The sequence below is a fragment of the Streptococcus sp. 3109 genome, assembly GCF_013276905.1.
In the GTDB taxonomy this organism is placed as follows: Bacteria; Bacillota; Bacilli; order Lactobacillales; family Streptococcaceae; genus Streptococcus.
In genome coordinates this window covers 47,262-64,469 of sequence record NZ_VMLY01000007.1, presented here as the reverse complement: position 1 = coordinate 64,469, position 17,208 = coordinate 47,262, and the positions used below count along the sequence as shown (strand labels likewise).

The 17,208-nt window shown below is 37.0% G+C and carries 20 protein-coding genes and 1 pseudogene; 12 read left to right on the top strand and 9 right to left on the bottom strand.

Going from position 1 to position 17,208, the window contains the following annotated elements; genetic code table 11:
- Positions 1 to 222: 222 nt before the first annotated feature.
- A pseudogene (locus HT698_RS10290) lies at positions 223 to 372 on the top strand (IS630 family transposase); the annotation flags it as partial.
- Between the two features lie 173 nt (positions 373 to 545).
- Here HT698_RS10290 and HT698_RS04600 read toward each other — a convergent pair.
- From HT698_RS04600 to HT698_RS04565, 8 genes are all read right to left on the bottom strand, one after another.
- Positions 546 to 1,241 (bottom strand): LrgB family protein, encoded by a 696-nt coding sequence (locus HT698_RS04600; protein ID WP_001288943.1) that lies wholly within the window; start codon positions 1,239 to 1,241, stop codon positions 546 to 548.
- Positions 1,238 to 1,612 (bottom strand): CidA/LrgA family protein, encoded by a 375-nt coding sequence (locus tag HT698_RS04595; RefSeq protein ID WP_000781325.1) that lies wholly within the window; start codon positions 1,610 to 1,612, stop codon positions 1,238 to 1,240. The genes HT698_RS04600 and HT698_RS04595 overlap by 4 nt, the downstream gene beginning before the upstream one ends.
- A 184-nt stretch (positions 1,613 to 1,796) precedes the next feature.
- Positions 1,797 to 3,344, bottom strand: coding sequence for an ABC transporter ATP-binding protein (locus HT698_RS04590; RefSeq protein WP_173219714.1), 1,548 nt, complete (start codon positions 3,342 to 3,344; stop codon positions 1,797 to 1,799).
- Positions 3,337 to 4,536 carry a radical SAM protein gene (locus tag HT698_RS04585; RefSeq protein ID WP_173219717.1) on the bottom strand — a complete coding sequence of 400 codons (1,200 nt, stop codon included), beginning with the start codon at positions 4,534 to 4,536 and terminating at the stop codon, positions 3,337 to 3,339. Before HT698_RS04585 ends, HT698_RS04590 begins: the two co-directional genes overlap by 8 nt.
- Before the next feature lie 238 nt (positions 4,537 to 4,774).
- Complete coding sequence (locus HT698_RS04580; protein ID WP_173219720.1) at positions 4,775 to 5,638, bottom strand: Rgg/GadR/MutR family transcriptional regulator; 864 nt, start codon at positions 5,636 to 5,638, stop codon at positions 4,775 to 4,777.
- A gap of 252 nt (positions 5,639 to 5,890) precedes the next feature.
- Positions 5,891 to 6,658, bottom strand: a complete 768-nt coding sequence (locus tag HT698_RS04575) for a hypothetical protein (RefSeq protein WP_173219723.1) — start codon at positions 6,656 to 6,658, stop codon at positions 5,891 to 5,893.
- 16 nt (positions 6,659 to 6,674) lie between these two features.
- Positions 6,675 to 7,370 carry an ABC transporter ATP-binding protein gene (locus HT698_RS04570; protein WP_050073389.1) on the bottom strand — a complete coding sequence of 232 codons (696 nt, stop codon included), beginning with the start codon at positions 7,368 to 7,370 and terminating at the stop codon, positions 6,675 to 6,677.
- Between the two features lie 4 nt (positions 7,371 to 7,374).
- Entirely contained in the window at positions 7,375 to 7,740 is a 366-nt protein-coding gene (locus HT698_RS04565) for a GntR family transcriptional regulator (protein WP_000119147.1), read from the bottom strand.
- A gap of 139 nt (positions 7,741 to 7,879) precedes the next feature.
- Here HT698_RS04565 and nrdR point away from each other — a divergent pair, with 139 nt between their 5' ends.
- The 6 genes from nrdR (at position 7,880) to HT698_RS04535 (ending at position 12,886) form a co-directional block, all read left to right on the top strand.
- Positions 7,880 to 8,353, top strand: a complete 474-nt coding sequence (gene nrdR / locus HT698_RS04560; RefSeq protein WP_001203672.1) for a transcriptional regulator NrdR — start codon at positions 7,880 to 7,882, stop codon at positions 8,351 to 8,353.
- Positions 8,354 to 9,523, top strand: a complete 1,170-nt coding sequence (locus tag HT698_RS04555) for a replication initiation and membrane attachment family protein (protein WP_173219726.1) — start codon at positions 8,354 to 8,356, stop codon at positions 9,521 to 9,523.
- The gene (dnaI, locus tag HT698_RS04550; protein WP_000446508.1) at positions 9,524 to 10,420 is read left to right on the top strand and encodes a primosomal protein DnaI; all 897 of its coding nucleotides are present in this window, start codon (positions 9,524 to 9,526) and stop codon (positions 10,418 to 10,420) included. It begins immediately after the preceding gene.
- Positions 10,417 to 11,130: an NADPH-dependent oxidoreductase gene (locus HT698_RS04545; RefSeq protein WP_173219729.1), complete on the top strand. Its 714-nt coding sequence runs from the start codon at positions 10,417 to 10,419 to the stop codon at positions 11,128 to 11,130. The genes dnaI and HT698_RS04545 overlap by 4 nt, the downstream gene beginning before the upstream one ends.
- Before the next feature lie 13 nt (positions 11,131 to 11,143).
- Complete coding sequence (gene der, locus HT698_RS04540; RefSeq protein ID WP_001207688.1) at positions 11,144 to 12,454, top strand: ribosome biogenesis GTPase Der; 1,311 nt, start codon at positions 11,144 to 11,146, stop codon at positions 12,452 to 12,454.
- A gap of 81 nt (positions 12,455 to 12,535) precedes the next feature.
- Entirely contained in the window at positions 12,536 to 12,886 is a 351-nt protein-coding gene (locus HT698_RS04535; RefSeq protein WP_054367326.1) for a hypothetical protein, read from the top strand.
- 221 nt (positions 12,887 to 13,107) lie between these two features.
- On the opposite strand, the gene rgg1518 is transcribed toward HT698_RS04535, so the two are convergent.
- Positions 13,108 to 13,959, bottom strand: a complete 852-nt coding sequence (rgg1518, locus tag HT698_RS04530; RefSeq protein ID WP_173219732.1) for an Rgg/GadR/MutR family transcriptional regulator Rgg1518 — start codon at positions 13,957 to 13,959, stop codon at positions 13,108 to 13,110.
- 336 nt (positions 13,960 to 14,295) lie between these two features.
- Between rgg1518 and HT698_RS04525 the strand changes: the two genes are divergently transcribed.
- The 5 genes from HT698_RS04525 to HT698_RS04505 are packed head-to-tail and all read left to right on the top strand — an operon-like array spanning position 14,296 to position 17,090.
- Positions 14,296 to 14,688, top strand: coding sequence for a hypothetical protein (locus HT698_RS04525; protein ID WP_000850412.1), 393 nt, complete (start codon positions 14,296 to 14,298; stop codon positions 14,686 to 14,688).
- A 21-nt stretch (positions 14,689 to 14,709) separates the two neighbouring features.
- The gene (locus tag HT698_RS04520; protein ID WP_173219735.1) at positions 14,710 to 15,501 is read left to right on the top strand and encodes a hypothetical protein; all 792 of its coding nucleotides are present in this window, start codon (positions 14,710 to 14,712) and stop codon (positions 15,499 to 15,501) included.
- On the top strand, positions 15,494 to 16,135 hold the full coding sequence (locus HT698_RS04515; RefSeq protein WP_000475785.1) for a hypothetical protein: 642 nt from the start codon (positions 15,494 to 15,496) through the stop codon (positions 16,133 to 16,135). The genes HT698_RS04520 and HT698_RS04515 overlap by 8 nt, the downstream gene beginning before the upstream one ends.
- A 3-nt stretch (positions 16,136 to 16,138) precedes the next feature.
- Positions 16,139 to 16,789, top strand: a complete 651-nt coding sequence (locus tag HT698_RS04510) for an ABC transporter ATP-binding protein (protein ID WP_001235271.1) — start codon at positions 16,139 to 16,141, stop codon at positions 16,787 to 16,789.
- 10 nt (positions 16,790 to 16,799) lie between these two features.
- Positions 16,800 to 17,090 carry a hypothetical protein gene (locus HT698_RS04505; RefSeq protein WP_000940698.1) on the top strand — a complete coding sequence of 97 codons (291 nt, stop codon included), beginning with the start codon at positions 16,800 to 16,802 and terminating at the stop codon, positions 17,088 to 17,090.
- Positions 17,091 to 17,208 lie beyond the last annotated feature (118 nt).

Below are 17,208 nucleotides of genomic sequence, written 5' to 3'. Positions count from 1 at the left end.
TGGGAAGTTAGCGGAAGGATCTTCGAAACTATGTTTTGAGGTTTAGGAACTGACCAAGTCAGTAACATATACACACTAAGGACAAGCTGACGTGGTTTGAAGAGTATAAAAATCTGTTTCGTAAGCATCTAATAATAGGGTATTTTGATAGTGTAATCATTTGGATAAGCATTATAGTATAGTGATATGAAGTGATATGAAATCAACTAAACTAAATAAGAAATATAGATTATCAAAACTCTTTTAAAAGATTGCATTAAATCTAAATAACATAGACGTCTTCAGCGTGTGCTGTCTCATCTTATGCGAAAATCTTATAAGGAGAGTATAGAAAATCTCGATTGTAATCAACTAACTGATTGGAGAAATGTATAAATATGAGAAGTTAGACCCCCATATCACTACCATAATGAGATTGCTCGAATTCCTTGCTTTTTATACTCAATGAAAATCAAAGAGAAAACTAGGAAACTAGCCGCAGGNNTCAGTAACCATACCTACGGCGAGGCGACGTTGACGCGGTTTGAAGAGATTTTCGAAGAGTATTAACTCAATATCAAACTGGCTACGATAGGGCTGACAAAGACATAGAGAATACCAGTGACACCGATAGCCAAACCACCCATAGCTCCTGCTACAGAGCCGTATCGGAAGGCTGTCCCTGTTCCGACTGCATGGCCTGTTCCTCCAAGGGAAAGACCAACAGCTACTGGATCGTCAATTTTCAACCACTTCAAAAGGGTTGGTCCGATGACACTGGTTAAAATCCCAGTCGCCACTACAACCACCAAGGTCACGGTCGTCAGACCTTGCAATTTTTCTGTAATTCCTACTGCCATGGCGGTTGTTACTGACTTAGGAAAGAGAGAAATGGCTAGGAAAAAGTCCATTCCAAATATTTTTGCCACAAGGGCTGTGAAAGAGGTATTGACCACTACTGCTAACAGACTACCAAAGAGAATACTCCGAGCATGGTGCTTCATCAGGTGAAAACTCTTATAAAGCGGAATCCCTAGAGCCACTGTAGACGGAACAATCAAGTTGTTCAGATAAACCCCACCTTGGTAGTAATCTTGGTAAGAAATACCTGTCACCTTAAGAAAAATAATGATAAAAATAGCCGACAAAAGCAGGGGAGTTGTCAATGGATGGGGAAAACGTCTGTAAATCAGCATTCCCACTAGATAAGCTAGGATAGATAGGGCAAGCCCGAACAGGGGATTGGAAACAAATTCACTCATTTGGCATCTCCTTTCTCATAATCTCCCTCAAATCGTCTCTTGATAAACTGAACCACCAAGGCAATAAGGATAATATTGATGACTGCTGCAAAAAAGACAATCAAAACAATGGGCAAAAGATAGGGAGCAATCACATCAAACTTCTCCATGATTCCCACTGCTGGCGGTAAAAAGAGAATGGTCATATTGGCCAGCAAGAAATTCCCAACCATGTTGACATGTCTGGTTCTCAGCCACTTGAACTGCAGGGCTAGAAAGAGAATAATCAAACCGATAATACTGCCTGGTATGGGCAAATGAAAGAAACTGGAAATCCCCTCTCCGATTAGAGAAATCACAAAGAGAATCATTAATTGAACATATAATTTCATCCTAAACTCCACGAAATAGACTTCTTACATACCAGTTTACTATTTTTTCAGAAAATTTCAAGGAAATGCACAAGGGATAATGAAAATTAAAGAACAAACTAGGAAGTCAGCTGCATGTTGCTCAAAGCAAAGTGTTGGGTTTGTAGGTCAAACTGACATAGTTTGAAGCGATTTTCGAAGAATACTACTTTTCTTTGCTTAAGTGAATGACTTGGTCATAGTGCTTTAAGTCCTCTTCTGTGTAGTGGTGAATGACTTCAATGACTGTTTGAGGTAGGGAGAAAAGCAAGTCGCTAATTTTTCTGCTATTTTCCGAGTCAAGATTGGCCTTAATCTCATCTGCTAAGATGAGTTGGCTATCATGGTAGAGGGCGCGAGCGATTTCTAGGCGTTGCTTCTCGCCACCAGATAGACTATCATTACTGAGCGTTCGATTTTTCAAATGTTCTAATCCTGTTTTTTTGAGGATATGATTTAAAGTCTCTGGATTTTTATCCAGTCCTAGAAGGATATTGTCTTCCAGAGATAGCGTGTCAAAGCAATGGCTATCTTGGAGAATATAGGAACTAATACTTGTGATTTCTTGACGTGACAGGTTCTGACCAGCAAAGCTAATCTGACCACTTGTTGGTGTCTCTTCTCCATGAATGATATTGAGCAGGGTTGTTTTACCAGAGCCACTTTCCCCGATAATGGCAATTTTTTCTCCTTGCTTGATGTGTATGGAAATCGGAGACAAGAGGCTATTCCCCTCTTTTTCAAGGGAGATGGTGTCAAGTTGGATAGGGAAAATATTTTCTATGCTTCTAGGCGAGATGGGATCAGACTGGTTCAAAAGTTTTTGGTATTTGTTGAGAAGAGTTCGAGTCGCTTTTCGGGTGTTGGTAAAGTAAGCCAACTCTTGGAATTGATAGCCGATATTATGGGAAACTAGATAGATAGCCACAAAACTCGCCGCATCTAAATAATTATAGTAGGTCATAAAGCCACCGATGACGATTGGTGTGACAGAACAAAAGGCATCGATGCTATTGATCAAGAGACTGTTTAAAGTGCGTTGTTTTTCATAGTTGATTTCGGCATCTAGACTGGTTTGTAATTGTTTTTGGTAGCGAGTAAAAAAGTAGTCTTGTCCCTGATAATGGCGAATTTGTTGGCTACCACCAATAAAATTTGTCAAGCTTGCTAAGTAGCTCTGGTTAACAGTGGACCGCTTTTCAGAAAGTGAGTCCAAACGCTTTGATCCGATAGCACTGCAGAGTACAGGAAAGGAGTAGAAGAGGATGAAAATCAAGCCTAGGTAAAAATTAGTCCATAGGGCATAGAGAATGGACACAGTTGTGAAGCCAAGAGAAGAAATGATGATGACCGTTGGCTCAATATAGCTTTCTTCTAGTTGCTTGACGTCATTTTCTAGGTCGGACAAAATATCCTTTTCATCAATCTCATAACTGTTTAAAAATCGCTTGAAAATAGCACTCTTGATTCCATATTTGAAGTCAGTAATCAAACGAGCGTAGTAATAGCGTTTCCCAGCTAAGCCTAGTAAGAGGATGAGGTTTCCAAGGATTCCCAAAATCAAAACTTTCCAAAGAAGGCCTAGCTCTTGATTGGTAAAACTGGTAACAATATTCTGAACAAGGGCTGGTGTGATAATTGCTTCCAGCCAAGTAATCGCAATAGAAAAGAAGTAAAGTATGAGGTGTTTCTTGGAAAAGAAATTTTTAAGCATAGCGGATAAACCTTTTGAAATTATTAACGAGTTTAGATATTTTGGATTGATCTTGTGAAAGATAAATGATTTCTTTAATACAATATTCCATTAATTCAGGCTTATGACATTCTATAAATTGTCCATCTTCGTTAATTACTGAAGAATAACCATCAATGATATTAGCAACGCATTCAAGACACATACCTTTACACCAACAATCTTTACATTGTTGGAAGTATTCTTTATTATTAAATAGCTCTGCTTTAGAGCTATTATGAGTTCCCCAAAATCTAAAACACAATTTTTTGCTACCATCAACATCAAAAGTTATGGTATTTGAAGGATCTATATCGTCGCAGAATGTATGATTAGTACTCTTATAAATCATAGAAATTAAAACATCATATAGGATGGGACTTATAAAAGCTTTTTCATTATTTTCAACAATATTATTTATAGAATCAGTAATGAATTTTTTCCTATCTACTAAGCTTTTTTCCATTTCTTTAACCACAAGCACCTTATTTTTACTAAATACGTCATTGATGTTAAAGTGTACATCCATATTTGTAAAATATTGGAAAATATCATCTCTACTTAGAGAATGTAATTGATGTAGTCTAGTGTATGTTGAAGCAATTTCAAAATTAGTGTAGTTTATAGTTTTTAAATAGTGGATAAATTTAGTAGTTTTACGATGACTACCTTTACCTCTTAATTTATCATGTATAAATTCTGGACCATCTAAACTAATAGTTAGATATGGTTGGAAATTATCTATTATTTTTTTAACATTATTATTTAGTATTGTTCCGTTAGTCACGGTTTCTATTTTAAGTATAGTTGTAAATTTGGAAAATTCTTTAATAATGTATTCGAATAATTGAGTATTAAGAAAAGGTTCTCCACCAAATAGGATAAGTCTATTAATTTGTGTTATACCTCTAAATTTGACTTCGTTAATAATATTATCAGCAGTATCTAGAGTCATGATTTTATTATCCATGCCGTAATTTCCACCATCCGCATAACAGTAAGAACAGGATAAATTGCAACTGTTAGATATGTTAATAACAATTTTTTGTAAAACATTTTTGGGGATGTAGGGGGGCTTATAGGAGGTAGTTCCCTCTACTGAAGAAGTAGATAATGTGAATTTCTCACTATCGAAATAATAATCTCCAATATTAGTATATATTTTTTTTAGCATAATATCACCATTATAAAATAAAGGAGACGAGTGAGAACTCGTCTCATAGAAAACTATCGTCCGCCACCACAAGAATGGCTTGGACCACAATGACCTGGTACGGAGTAAGTTTGATCTGTATCTAATAGATCTTCAAGGTCAATAATTTGCACTGTTCTCATATTTTCACCTCCTTAATTTGATGATTTAATGATACTCTTTTTGAAATAATAATTAAAAATTTTCCCATATAAGAAAATTATTTCAGTTCTTCTATTACCTTTGCTAAATGTTTTTCAAATTTTTTTGCTAAGCTATCGCTGTGGACTAACTTCATTGTTGCTATGCACTTTCTCATTTCTAAAACAGAACGTTTATTTTTGTCTTTTTTTAAAGTATATAAGTTTTCGGCATAGTGAAAAACTAATTTTTCATATATCTCAGTTTCTGTAAAATAACAATGTTTTAGTTGCTTTTTAAAATATAAAGAATCTAAAAATTCCTCTCTTTCTATACACGTGATATATCCATTTAGTAACATGGTGGCAAGCAATCTACGATAATGTGGTAAATCTCTGTAGAATTCGGAACGTTGACACATTTCTCTTGATAAGCACATCATAGTAGGGTGAGATAATACATCTATAGTATTCATAAACAAAAGTAATTCATAGCATCCCCAGTATTCCACAGAAAAAAGATAGTCAGATAGATATTTAATATCAGATTCATGGTAATAGATTTTTTCTGACAAATCTTGTAAGCGAATTTTTACTAGAATGGTATTCAGAGTATAGAATTTCTCTCTTTTTGTAGTCTTTTCAAGTTGAGAAATAAGTAGTTTTTCCATTCCTGAAATATCTCTTTTAGAGCTTAGAAGTCGAATTTGCTCTAATAATTCATTTATTTCATCCCGATGAAAGTCATTTGCAGCATACATAAATTCTTCAACAGGCATATTAATAGCATCTAATGCTTGCATAAATTTACCAATCGTCAGATCAGAATTTTCTCTTTCAAATCTAGAAATATGTGATGTAGATAGACCATGTTTTGCAACATCTTTTAATGTTAATCCACGTGATTCTCTAAATTGTTTAAAAATTTTTCCGTAATTTTTCATTTCTGTCACCTCAATTGCTTATATGGAAATTTTTTAGTATGTTTTCAAAATATTATATCATATATAAAAAAGAAAGTGAGGTTGTTTATATGAATAAAAAGATGATTATAACCATGATTCTATGTATTCTAGAGTCAATAATTGTTATTGGTGTTGGCTAAAACCAAAATTAGTTAGCAATAATCTAAAAAACACAGAAAATCAATTTTTTATTAATTTGACTTTCTGTGTTTTTCTTATTTGATTTTAAAATTATTGCAAATTAACCTTATTTCTCAAAATATAGTAGGTTCCGAGGTAAAAGATAGCTATGAATATGAGTTCTTCAACAATGCCTACGCTTGCTCCCATATAGAAATTATCATTAAATCCTGCAAGTGAATTGACATAGAAGTTAGTACTGGTATTGAAGAAGACTTCTATAATTCCAATGACGATTCGGATACCAATGTAGGCTGCAACAGCGAGTGCTGTACGGTATTCGTTGAAAAGTTGTCCGATGGAAATGGCCAAGTAAATGCAGAGGATAAATGAAATTGTACTAAGCAGGAAGGATAAGACAGTAAGACCAAAGCCGGTAAAATGTTCTCCAACAAATGATAGAAGAATAGACAGTTGAACTTCATCAGAATTTGTTGACAATAAGATAATATAGATACATAGGAGTAAGACAGCAGTGCTAATCAACGACCAGATAAAGGCACCGATTAGTTTGGTTGTGATGATATGGTGTTCAGAAACTGGCAAGGTCAAAGTCAGATAGCCTTGTCGGTCATAGACACTACCTTTAAAGCGTTTAATGATTAAGAAAAGAGTTGAAATCCCAAGTGTAATCATCAAGCCACCAAAGACGAGGGCTAGAAAAAGTAGCATAGTAGGTTGACTTTCTTTGACAGGCAGATTGTTATAGGTCTGTGCTTGTATCCCGATAAGGGTAGAAAGGACTAGCACGGCAGCGTAGAGGGCTAAATACCACTTGTTAACATTTTTAAATTCATAGCGAACTAAATTCCAAAACATAAATAATCTCCTTTGTTTAGGCCTTAAATTCCTGACGGAAGAGTTGATCAATGGATTCACCTGACTCATAGCGAATATCGTCTACATTGCCTTGACGAACGACTTTTCCGTCTTTGAGGAAGACAATTTCATCCAAGATTGGCTCGATATCTGAAATCAAGTGGGTAGAAATCAAAACGGTAGAAGTTGGGGAGTAGTTGTTGATAATGGTATTGAGGATATAATCACGGGCTGCTGGATCCACCCCACCAATGGGTTCGTCTAAAACGTAGAGACGGGCATCACGGCTCATAACCAAAATCAGTTGTACCTTTTCTTTGTTACCTTTTGATAGTTTCTTGAGACGACTATTTTCATCAATACCAAGGTCTGCAAGTAGATGATGGGCGCGTTCAAGATTGAAATCTTTATAGAAGGTCTTGAAGTAGGTTAGGGCTTCTTTGACCTTCATTTGTTCATTAAGATAGGTTGTATCCGGCAAATAAGCTACGATGGCCTTGGTTGCTGGGCTTGGATCCATGTCGTTGATCAGGACACGTCCTTGATCTGGTTGTAAGAGGCCATTGATTAGTTTAATCAAGGTTGTTTTCCCTGAGCCGTTTGGGCCAAGGAGACCAACAATTTTTCCAGCTGGGATCTCAAGGGAAACATTTTCAAGGGCTGGTGTTGCTCCATATGATTTGGATACATTTTCAAATGCTAGTAATGACATAGGCTTAAACTCCTTTAATATAATCGCCGACTACGCCTGGTAGTTCTTCTTTTTCATAGCCAAAATGGGTCATGGAGGAAACGAAGTGTTCCAATTCTTCTTCCGATAATTGTTTGCGTGATTGGGCGATCAGTTCCTTATCCTCAGTTACAAATCGTCCAGTTGTTCGCTTGCTGTAGACAAATCCTTCTCGTTCAAGGTCTGACAAGGCTCTTTGGATGGTGTTGGGATTGACACCGGCCTCGCTCGCTAGCTCTCTCACGGTTGGAAGTTGTTGATTGGCTTCCAGTGTATGGGAAACAATCTGAAGCTTGATTTTCTCCATAATCTGTAAATAGATGGGTTTTTTGTTGTCAAATGTCCAGGACATCTTGGTCTCCTTTCTTTTATCTTTTTGTCTTAATTAAATAATACAACAAAACAAAAAACTTGTCAAGCAAAAAGAAGAATTGTTTTGGGAATCGTTTAAAAAATGGTATAATGAAAAGAAAACGATAAGGAGGGAAAGGATGCGTTGTCCAAAATGTGGGGCTACCAAGTCAAGTGTTATCGATAGTCGCCAAGCAGAAGAAGGGAACACTATTCGTAGAAGACGTGAGTGCGACGAATGCCAGCACCGTTTTACAACCTACGAACGAGTAGAAGAAAGAACCTTAGTGGTTGTTAAAAAAGATGGCACACGAGAACAATTCTCCAGAGATAAAATCTTTAATGGGATTATCCGCTCAGCCCAGAAACGTCCTGTGTCAAGTGATGAAATCAACATGGTAGTCAATCGTATCGAACAGAAACTCCGTGGTCGAAATGAAAACGAAATTCAAAGTGAGGACATTGGTTCACTCGTCATGGAGGAGTTGGCTGAGTTGGATGAGATTACCTATGTGCGTTTTGCCAGTGTCTATCGTAGTTTTAAGGATGTCAGTGAGTTAGAGAGCTTGCTCCAACAAATCACCCAGTCCTCTAAAAAGAAAAAGGAAAGATAAATGAAGCCAATTGACCGTTTTTCTTATCTAAAGAATAATCGGGTGTCGCAAGATACCTCATCTCTGGTACAGTGCTACCTCCCGATTATCGGTCAGGAGGCACTGAGCCTTTATCTTTATACAATCAGTTTTTGGGATAATGGCAGAAAGGAATACCTCTTTTCAAGTATTCTCAACCATCTCAACTTTGGGATGGATAGACTGATAAAATCTCTGAAAATCCTATCTGCTTTTAATCTCTTGACCCTCTATCAAAAGGGGGATGTTTATCAGCTAGCCCTCCATGCTCCTCTTTCGAGTCAGGATTTTTTGGAACACCCTGTTTATCGTAGACTCTTGGAAAAAAAGATTGGTGATACAGCTGTGGAGGATTTGAAAGTTGAGAGTGCTGAGGGAGAAGAAAGACCTGTCTCACTCAATCAAGTCTTTCCAGACTTGGCAGAACTAGGAAATCAAGAAGACCTTGGTCTCAAGAAGAAAGTGGCCAACGATTTTGACTTGGATCATTTTCGTCAGCTTATGGCTCGAGATGGTCTTCGCTTTGCGGATGAGCAGTCCGATGTCTTAAACCTCTTTGCCATTGCTGAGGAGAAGAAATGGACTTGGTTTGAGACCTATCAATTGGCCAAGTCAACAGCTGTTTCCCAGGTTATTTCAACCAAACGCATGCGGGAAAAAATCGCTCAAAAATCTGTTTCCTCTGACTTTAGTCCTAAGGAAGCAACCATTATCAAAGAGGCTAAAAGTAAGACTGCCCTGCAGTTCTTGGCAGAAATCAAGCAAACACGCAAGGGAACCATTACCCAAACAGAAAGAGAACTCTTGCAACAGATGGCTAGCTTGGGCTTGCTGGATGAAGTCATCAATATCATTCTCTTATTGACCTTTAATAAGGTGGATTCGGCAAACATCAACGAGAAATATGCCATGAAGGTAGCCAATGACTATGCCTATCAAAAGATTCATTCGGCAGAAGAGGCGGTTTTGCGCATCCGTGAGCGAGGACAGAAGAATCAGGCTCAAAAAAGCAGTAAACCCAGTCCTACCAAGTCCAATGTACCCAAGTGGAGCAATCCAGATTATAAAAATGAAACCAGCGAGGAAACTCGTCTGGAACTAGAACGTAAGAAACAAGAACTATTAGCTCGATTAGAAAAAGGAGGAGATTAGATGGAAAGTGTCGGAGACGTACTCAAACGTCAACCTAGCCGTTTTCATTATCAAGATTTGGTCCAGAAAATCATGAAGGACCCTGATGTTGCGGCCTTTATCCAGCAAGAATCCCTGACTCCAGAGGAATTGAATCGCAGTATCTCCAAGTTTAATCAGTACATTACCGAGCGTGACAAGTTTCTCCGTGGGGATACGGATTATATTGCCAAAGGCTACAAGCCGATTTTGGTTATGAATCATGGTTATGCGGACGTTTCTTATGAAGAAACTCCTGAACTAATCGCAGCGGAAAAAGAAGCGGCTATTAAGAACCGCCTCAAGTTAATCAATCTGCCAGCCAGTCTCAAGCAAGCTAGTTTGGCTCAAGTTGACTTGGATGATTTGGGGCGCTTGCCAGTTTTTGAAAAGCTATTAGCCTTCGTAGAGCAATATCCAGCTATTCGAAAAGGTCTTTACTTGTATGGAGACTTTGGTGTGGGTAAAAGTTTCATGGTGGCTGCCTTAGCCCATGATTTATCAGAAAAACGTGGTGTTTCATCAACTCTCCTCCACTATCCTAGCTTTGTCATTGATGTCAAAAATGCTATCGGTGATGGCAATGTTAAGACCTTAGTGGATGAGATTAAGCTTTCTGAAGTCCTGATTTTAGATGATATTGGTGCCGAGCAATCCACCGCTTGGGTGCGTGATGAAATCCTGCAGGTCATTCTCCAATATCGGATGCAGGAAAATTTACCGACCTTTTTCACCTCTAACTTCAACTTTGAAGAATTGGAGCAGCATTTCGCTAAAGGGAAACATGGAAATGACGAAACCTGGGAAGCCAGACGCGTCATGGAACGCATCCGTTATTTGGCTGAGGAGACTCGTTTAGAAGGAGTAAACCGTCGATGACAGAAACCATTAAATTGATGAAGGCTCATACTTCAGTGCGCAGGTTTAAAGAGCAAGAAATTCCCCAAGTAGACTTAAATGAGATTTTGACAGCAGCCCAGATGGCATCATCTTGGAAAAATTTCCAATCTTACTCTGTGATTCTTGTACGCAGTCAAGAGAAGAAAGATGCCTTATATGAATTGGTTCCTCAGGAAGCCATTCGCCAGTCAGCTGCTTTCCTACTTTTTGTTGGCGACTTGAACAGAGCTGAAAAGGGAGCAAACCTTCATACGGACACTTTCCAACCTCAAGGAGTGGAAGGTCTCCTCATCACATCTGTGGATGCTGCGCTTGCTGGACAAAATACCTTGCTTGCGGCTGAGAGTCTGGGATATGGTGGTGTGATTATCGGTTTGGTCCGTTACAAGTCGGAAGAAGTGGCAGAGCTTTTTAATTTGCCTGACTATACCTACCCCGTTTTTGGGATTGCCCTCGGTGTGCCAAATCAACAACATGATGTCAAACCAAGACTGCCTTTGAACCAAGTAGTTTTTGAAGAAGAATACCAAGAACAGCCCGTAGCAGCGATTTTGGACTATGACATAGTTCAGGCAGACTATGCTGGTGCGCGTGCGACGACCTCTTGGAGTCAACGTTTGGCTGAGCAGTTTGGTCAAGCCGAACCTAGTTCAACTCGGAAGAATCTAGAACAGAAAAAGTTATTGTAGAAAGTGAGAAAACATGGCCTTACCAACTATTGCCATTGTGGGACGTCCCAATGTTGGGAAATCAACCCTATTTAATCGGATCGCTGGTGAGCGAATCTCAATCGTAGAAGATGTCGAGGGTGTGACACGTGACCGTATCTATGCAACGGGTGAGTGGCTCAATCGTTCCTTTAGTATGATTGATACAGGAGGAATTGACGATGTCGATGCTCCCTTCATGGAACAAATCAAGCACCAGGCAGAAATTGCAATGGAAGAAGCCGATGTCATCGTCTTTGTGGTGTCTGGGAAAGAAGGAATTACGGATGCGGATGAATACGTGGCCCGCAAACTCTATAAGACCCATAAACCTGTTATCCTTGCGGTTAACAAGGTTGACAACCCTGAGATGCGAAATGATATTTTTGATTTCTATGCGCTTGGATTGGGTGAACCTCTGCCAATCTCGTCTGTACACGGTATTGGAACAGGTGATGTGCTCGATGCCATCGTGGAAAATCTACCACATGAAGTCGAAGAAGAAAATCCAGATGTCATTAAATTTAGCTTGATTGGCCGTCCTAACGTTGGAAAATCAAGTTTGATCAACGCTATTTTGGGAGAAGACCGCGTGATTGCCAGTCCAGTAGCTGGAACAACACGTGATGCCATTGATACCCACTTTACAGATACGGATGGACAAGAGTTTACCATGATTGACACAGCTGGTATGCGTAAGTCTGGTAAAGTTTATGAAAATACGGAGAAATACTCTGTCATGCGTGCCATGCGTGCCATTGACCGTTCTGACGTAGTCTTGATGGTCCTCAATGCCGAAGAAGGTATCCGTGAATACGACAAGCGTATCGCAGGTTTTGCCCACGAAGCCGGTAAAGGGATGATTATCGTGGTCAATAAGTGGGATACTCTTGAGAAAGACAACCACACCATGAAGAAATGGGAAGAAGATATCCGTGAGCAGTTCCAATATCTACCTTATGCTCCGATTGTCTTTGTCTCTGCTCTGACCAAGCAGCGTCTCCACAAATTGCCTGAGATGATTAAGCAAATCAGTGAAAGTCAAAACACCCGTATTCCTTCAGCGGTCTTGAACGATGTCATTATGGATGCCATTGCTATCAATCCAACACCGACAGACAAAGGAAAACGCCTCAAGATTTTCTACGCAACCCAAGTAGCAACCAAGCCACCAACCTTTGTCATCTTTGTCAATGAAGAAGAACTCATGCACTTCTCTTACCTGCGTTTCTTGGAAAATCAAATCCGCAAGGCCTTTGTCTTTGAGGGAACTCCAATCCATCTCATCGCAAGAAAGCGTAAATAAAAAAGTAGAATCTGGAATGACATTTCCAGATTTTTTTGATATAATAAAATAATAGAAAACGCTATCAAAAAGGAGGTGTCGATGAAACATTTGTTTAAATTTATAATCTTATTTCCCTGGTTTTACTTTTTCAGCTGGATTGAAAAGGATAATAGAGAAAGTAAATTTTTCCCAATTTTTTACTATTTTTACTGGTTTTACATTCCCCTCTATGCTCTTTTTAGCCTTGCTTGGGCAGTTGTTTCAGTTCTGTTTTTCAATATCGTCTTGAGAAATTTGACAGATATCAAGTTATGGGGCATTTGGTTTCTTTTTATTCTGCTAGCTATTGGTCTGAATAGGTTAACTTATTTCTGTTTCAAAAAAATGCTTCGCTTGAGACGAGAACTAGGGAAGTCTAAAGGCGTGAATAAAGGAAGGTGTAGGAACTAAAAAATGACTGTATCTATGATTTGTTTATGGAGCTATAGATACAGTCGTTTTTATTTTAATCGTGAAACCTGAGAGAAGTGTTCGTCTTGTATAGTGGATTGAATATGGAATAATACAATACAACTTATAAAACATTGGTATAAAATGCTTTAGATCCCCTGATTGATTCGTTCACATTCTATTCCAATCTACTACAATAAAACGATAAGAATTATTATAAATTATAGGTTTGAAAAATCATTAATTTCTTTTTCGAGTATTTTAACTAATGACTCTTCTTTGGTTAGTCGTAATAAGGTTATTCCTTTATCAATCAAATCGGAGTTATGTTGTAGTATTCCCAAGCGTACTTGAGAAAATCCAAGAATATCGTATATTTTTAATTCTTCTGCTAATACCAAAAGTTGTAGGGTGATTGTTTCACATTCTTTGAATAAATGATGTTGAAAATATACAGTGGAGAGATTGGCTAAAAAAGATGATAAAAATACTTTTGTTTCTCGGAAGTATTTATATTTCTCGATGGTTTTCATAATTCTATCAATAAGAAGGGGAAGATTTTCAGAAGGAAAGAAAAAGAGAATGGTTCCAAGTAATTTCAAATCACTAATGTACCATGTATCTATAGGTTCAAGATAGTCCCAAATTTCTTCATACAAATCTTTCAAGACGTGGTTGTTTTTGAATCCTTTAGTTCGTAACTCTGTGACAATTTTTGTATGACGATAGATATTTTGAATAGGAACATCGTGATGTGTCTTAAGATATTTTTGACACTTCTCAGTGAGTTCAACCATTTTTCTAGTATCTTGAAAAGTAGACGGATTTTGGCTCTCTACAATAATATCTCGCCTTTCACTAGGATGGTATTCGTTGCATATATACTTGAATTCTGCTAAGCTCATATCAATTTGTTCAAGAAGAAATACCATGTTTTCAAAACTGGGAATAACTTTACCGTGTTCAATATTTGTTAGAGTTGTTCGATGTATGACTTGTCCACATACATCTTGTTGGGTCAATCCTTTTGACTTTCGAATTTCTTTAAAAATTTGTCCATAATCCCATCTCATATTGTTCCTCCTAGGTAAATGTGAATATTTTCTACATTTATAAAAAACGTAGAAAAAGGTGGTATTATTATATCAAAAAGGAGGGAAAAAGTCATGGGCTTTAAAAAATATTTGAAGAATTTACCGAAAAACTCTGGATTTATTATATCTTTGATTTGGAGTTGGATTCAACTTATCTGGTTTGAAACGTGGTTTTGGGGATAAAGAAATTAGAGTCCATACATAATTAAGTAAAGGAGGAATTTGTATGATATACCATCGTTTAGAATAAGTCTATATTTAAAATAGAAGTTATAAGGAATCTTCTTGAATAAAAAATGAAAGGAAACAGAAAAAATGAAAACTAAAAAATTATTGAAAATGGTTATTCCTGTTTTAATGATAAGTGCTGTTGGAACTACTTTCGTAGAAGCAAATCAGATAGGTGCTTTTAGTAATTTTGTTATTACTACCAGTTATAAGAGAACAGGTTATTTGACCAAAGAAAATGAAGGTGCGGAATATATCATGAACTTAAATCCTTGTAGAAATTTACATCCCATGACTGTTAAGCATCGTATAGTAAATTCTAATGGAGAAGCTCGTAGTGGAGAATCGTTAACAACCTGTGGTACTCGTTCAACTCATGGTAATTGGGCAACGGTTGGCTATGTTTATGCAGCAGATATGGCAAGACAAAATTGGTGGGATTTATCAGCTGCCATTTCAGGTAGTTGGTCACCAAATTAATTCGTAAAGTAGGTATAATTTATGAAGATTCCTCTCTTAACTTTGGCAAGGCATAAATTTGTTTATGTCTTGCTTACTTTGCTTTTTCTTGCTTTGGTTTATCGTGATGTTTTGATGACTTATTTCTTTTTTGATATTCATGCGCCCGATCTAGCTAAATTCGATGGACAAGCAATTAAAAATGACTTATTAAAATCAGCATTAGATTTTCGTATTCTCCAGTTCAATCTAGGTTTTTATCAATCATTTATTATTCCAATCATCATTGTTTTGCTAGGTTTTCAATATATTGAGCTGAAAAATAAAGTTTTACGATTGAGTATTGGAAGAGAAGTGAGTTATCAAGGGTTAAAAAGAAAGTTGACTTTACAAGTTGCAAGTATCCCTTGTGTGATATATTTAGTGACTGTGCTGATAATTGCAATTTTAACTTATTTCTTTGGGACTTTTTCTCCTCTTGAATGGAATTCTCTATTTTCTGATGGGAGTAGTTTACAAAGACTCCTAGATGGAGAGATAACAAGCTATTTGTTCTTTACTTCTGTCCTACTAATCGGTATTTTCATCAATGCAGTCTATTTTTTTAAAATAGTTGATTATTTAGGGAATGTGACTCGTTCGGCAATTGCCTATTTGATGTTTCTATGGCTTGGTTCTATGATGCTCTATAGTATCTTGCCATACTATATGGTTCCTATGACGAGTTTGATGCAAGCTAGCTATGGGGATGTAAGTTTGATGAGACTCTTTACTCCTTATATCCTTTATATTGTCCCCTATATGGTACTTAAAAAATATGAAGATAATGTTTAAGAACTTTAACAATATTTGGCTAAAGAGAAAGATCGTTTTACTACTTCGTATAGTTCTGATGATGATTTTGATTAACTATCTATTGTCAATAGCGGTTCAAAAGCAGGATGTTTTTCTCTTTTTCAAGAGGGAATTGATTTCAATCTTTTCCTATAATGACTATTCTGAAGCGAATTTAGAAATCCCCAAACTCTTGTTAAATCTTTCGCTTTTCATGGTAGGATGGCTCTCTGTCATTTTACTTGAAACTGATTTGGCAGACCATTACCATCACTTGATCCGCTATCAATCAACCTCCTTTTTCGATTATACAAGGAAACGATTGGTTGTCATCTCTAAATTTTTTATTCAAGATTTATTTGTCTGGTTCCTTGGTTTACTTCCTCTAGGAATTCATTTCAAAACAGTCGCACTTTTCTTTTTACTTGCTCAGTTAATGATCTTGTACTTACTACTGTCTTATCTGATAGCACTTATTAGTGCGGGCGCTGGTTTTTCCTTTTTTCTCTATTTTTTAGCATTTGTGGGACAAGAATGGATGATGGATCATATTGTAACAGTGTATTTAGTACTCTTAAGTTTATTAGTTATGTTGATTGTTAGTCGCTTGGAAGAGAAATTTAAGAAAGGATAAACGATGAGACTTGAAATTATAAATGGACAGAAAATTTATGGGAAAAGACCTATTTTAAATGAGTTGAATCTGGTCTTTCAATCAGGAAATATTTATGGTCTTAAAGGTGATAATGGATCTGGTAAGACAGTTCTTTTAAAGATACTTGCTGGTTATATTAAGCTTGATAAAGGAAAAGTTCTTCAAGATGGGGAAGTCTATGGGATAAAAAATCATTATATTCAGGATGCAGGGGTTTTAATTGAAAAAGTCGAGTTTTTATCTCATTTATCCCTTAGAGAAAATTTGGAATTGTTAAGGTGTTTTTCATCTAAAGTTACGGAAAAAAGAATTGCCGATTGGATCCAATATTATGATTTACAGGAATTTGAAGACGTTGAGTACCGTCATTTATCCTTAGGAACGAAACAAAAAATGGCCTTGATTCAAGCCTTTATTGCCGAACCATCTATACTCTTTCTCGATGAACCTATGAATGCTTTAGATGAGAAGAGTGTGAGGTTAACCAAACAGGTCATTTTATCTTACCTGAAAAAAGAAAATAGTCTGGTTATCCTGACGTCACACATATCGGAAGATATTTCAGATCTTTGTACAGATGTATTAGTTGTCGAAAACGGACATATACAATATATAAAGGATATACAATCCTAGGAGGTAGCTTATGGCACATCTAAAATCATTTATTACACGCTATTCTAAGGTCTATATTGGTTTAGTTCTGTTGATCTGGATTGCTTTCTTCTTTCTTCCTTGGGGCAGTCCGATTCTGGGGGGGAAGATTGACCTCTTCAGCATACAGAAAGTCTTGCTAGTTTTTGGAATTCTGTCGATTTTGATGGCCTTGCTGTCCAAGAAAGTCAGTCTCTTTGTTTTTGGATTGATCTGCTGTTTTTCTCTTTGGATAAATCTATTTATCCTATTTGCGATTTTGCCGATTTTTGTTGGCAATTAAAGCATCATAAAAGTCAGAGAGGTTAGCTTGGAAACTAGCCTCTTTTTCCTTTTCAAAATGGGGATTCTTCCTTGAAAATAATCAGTAATTGTGCTAAAATTAAAAGAACATTCTAAAA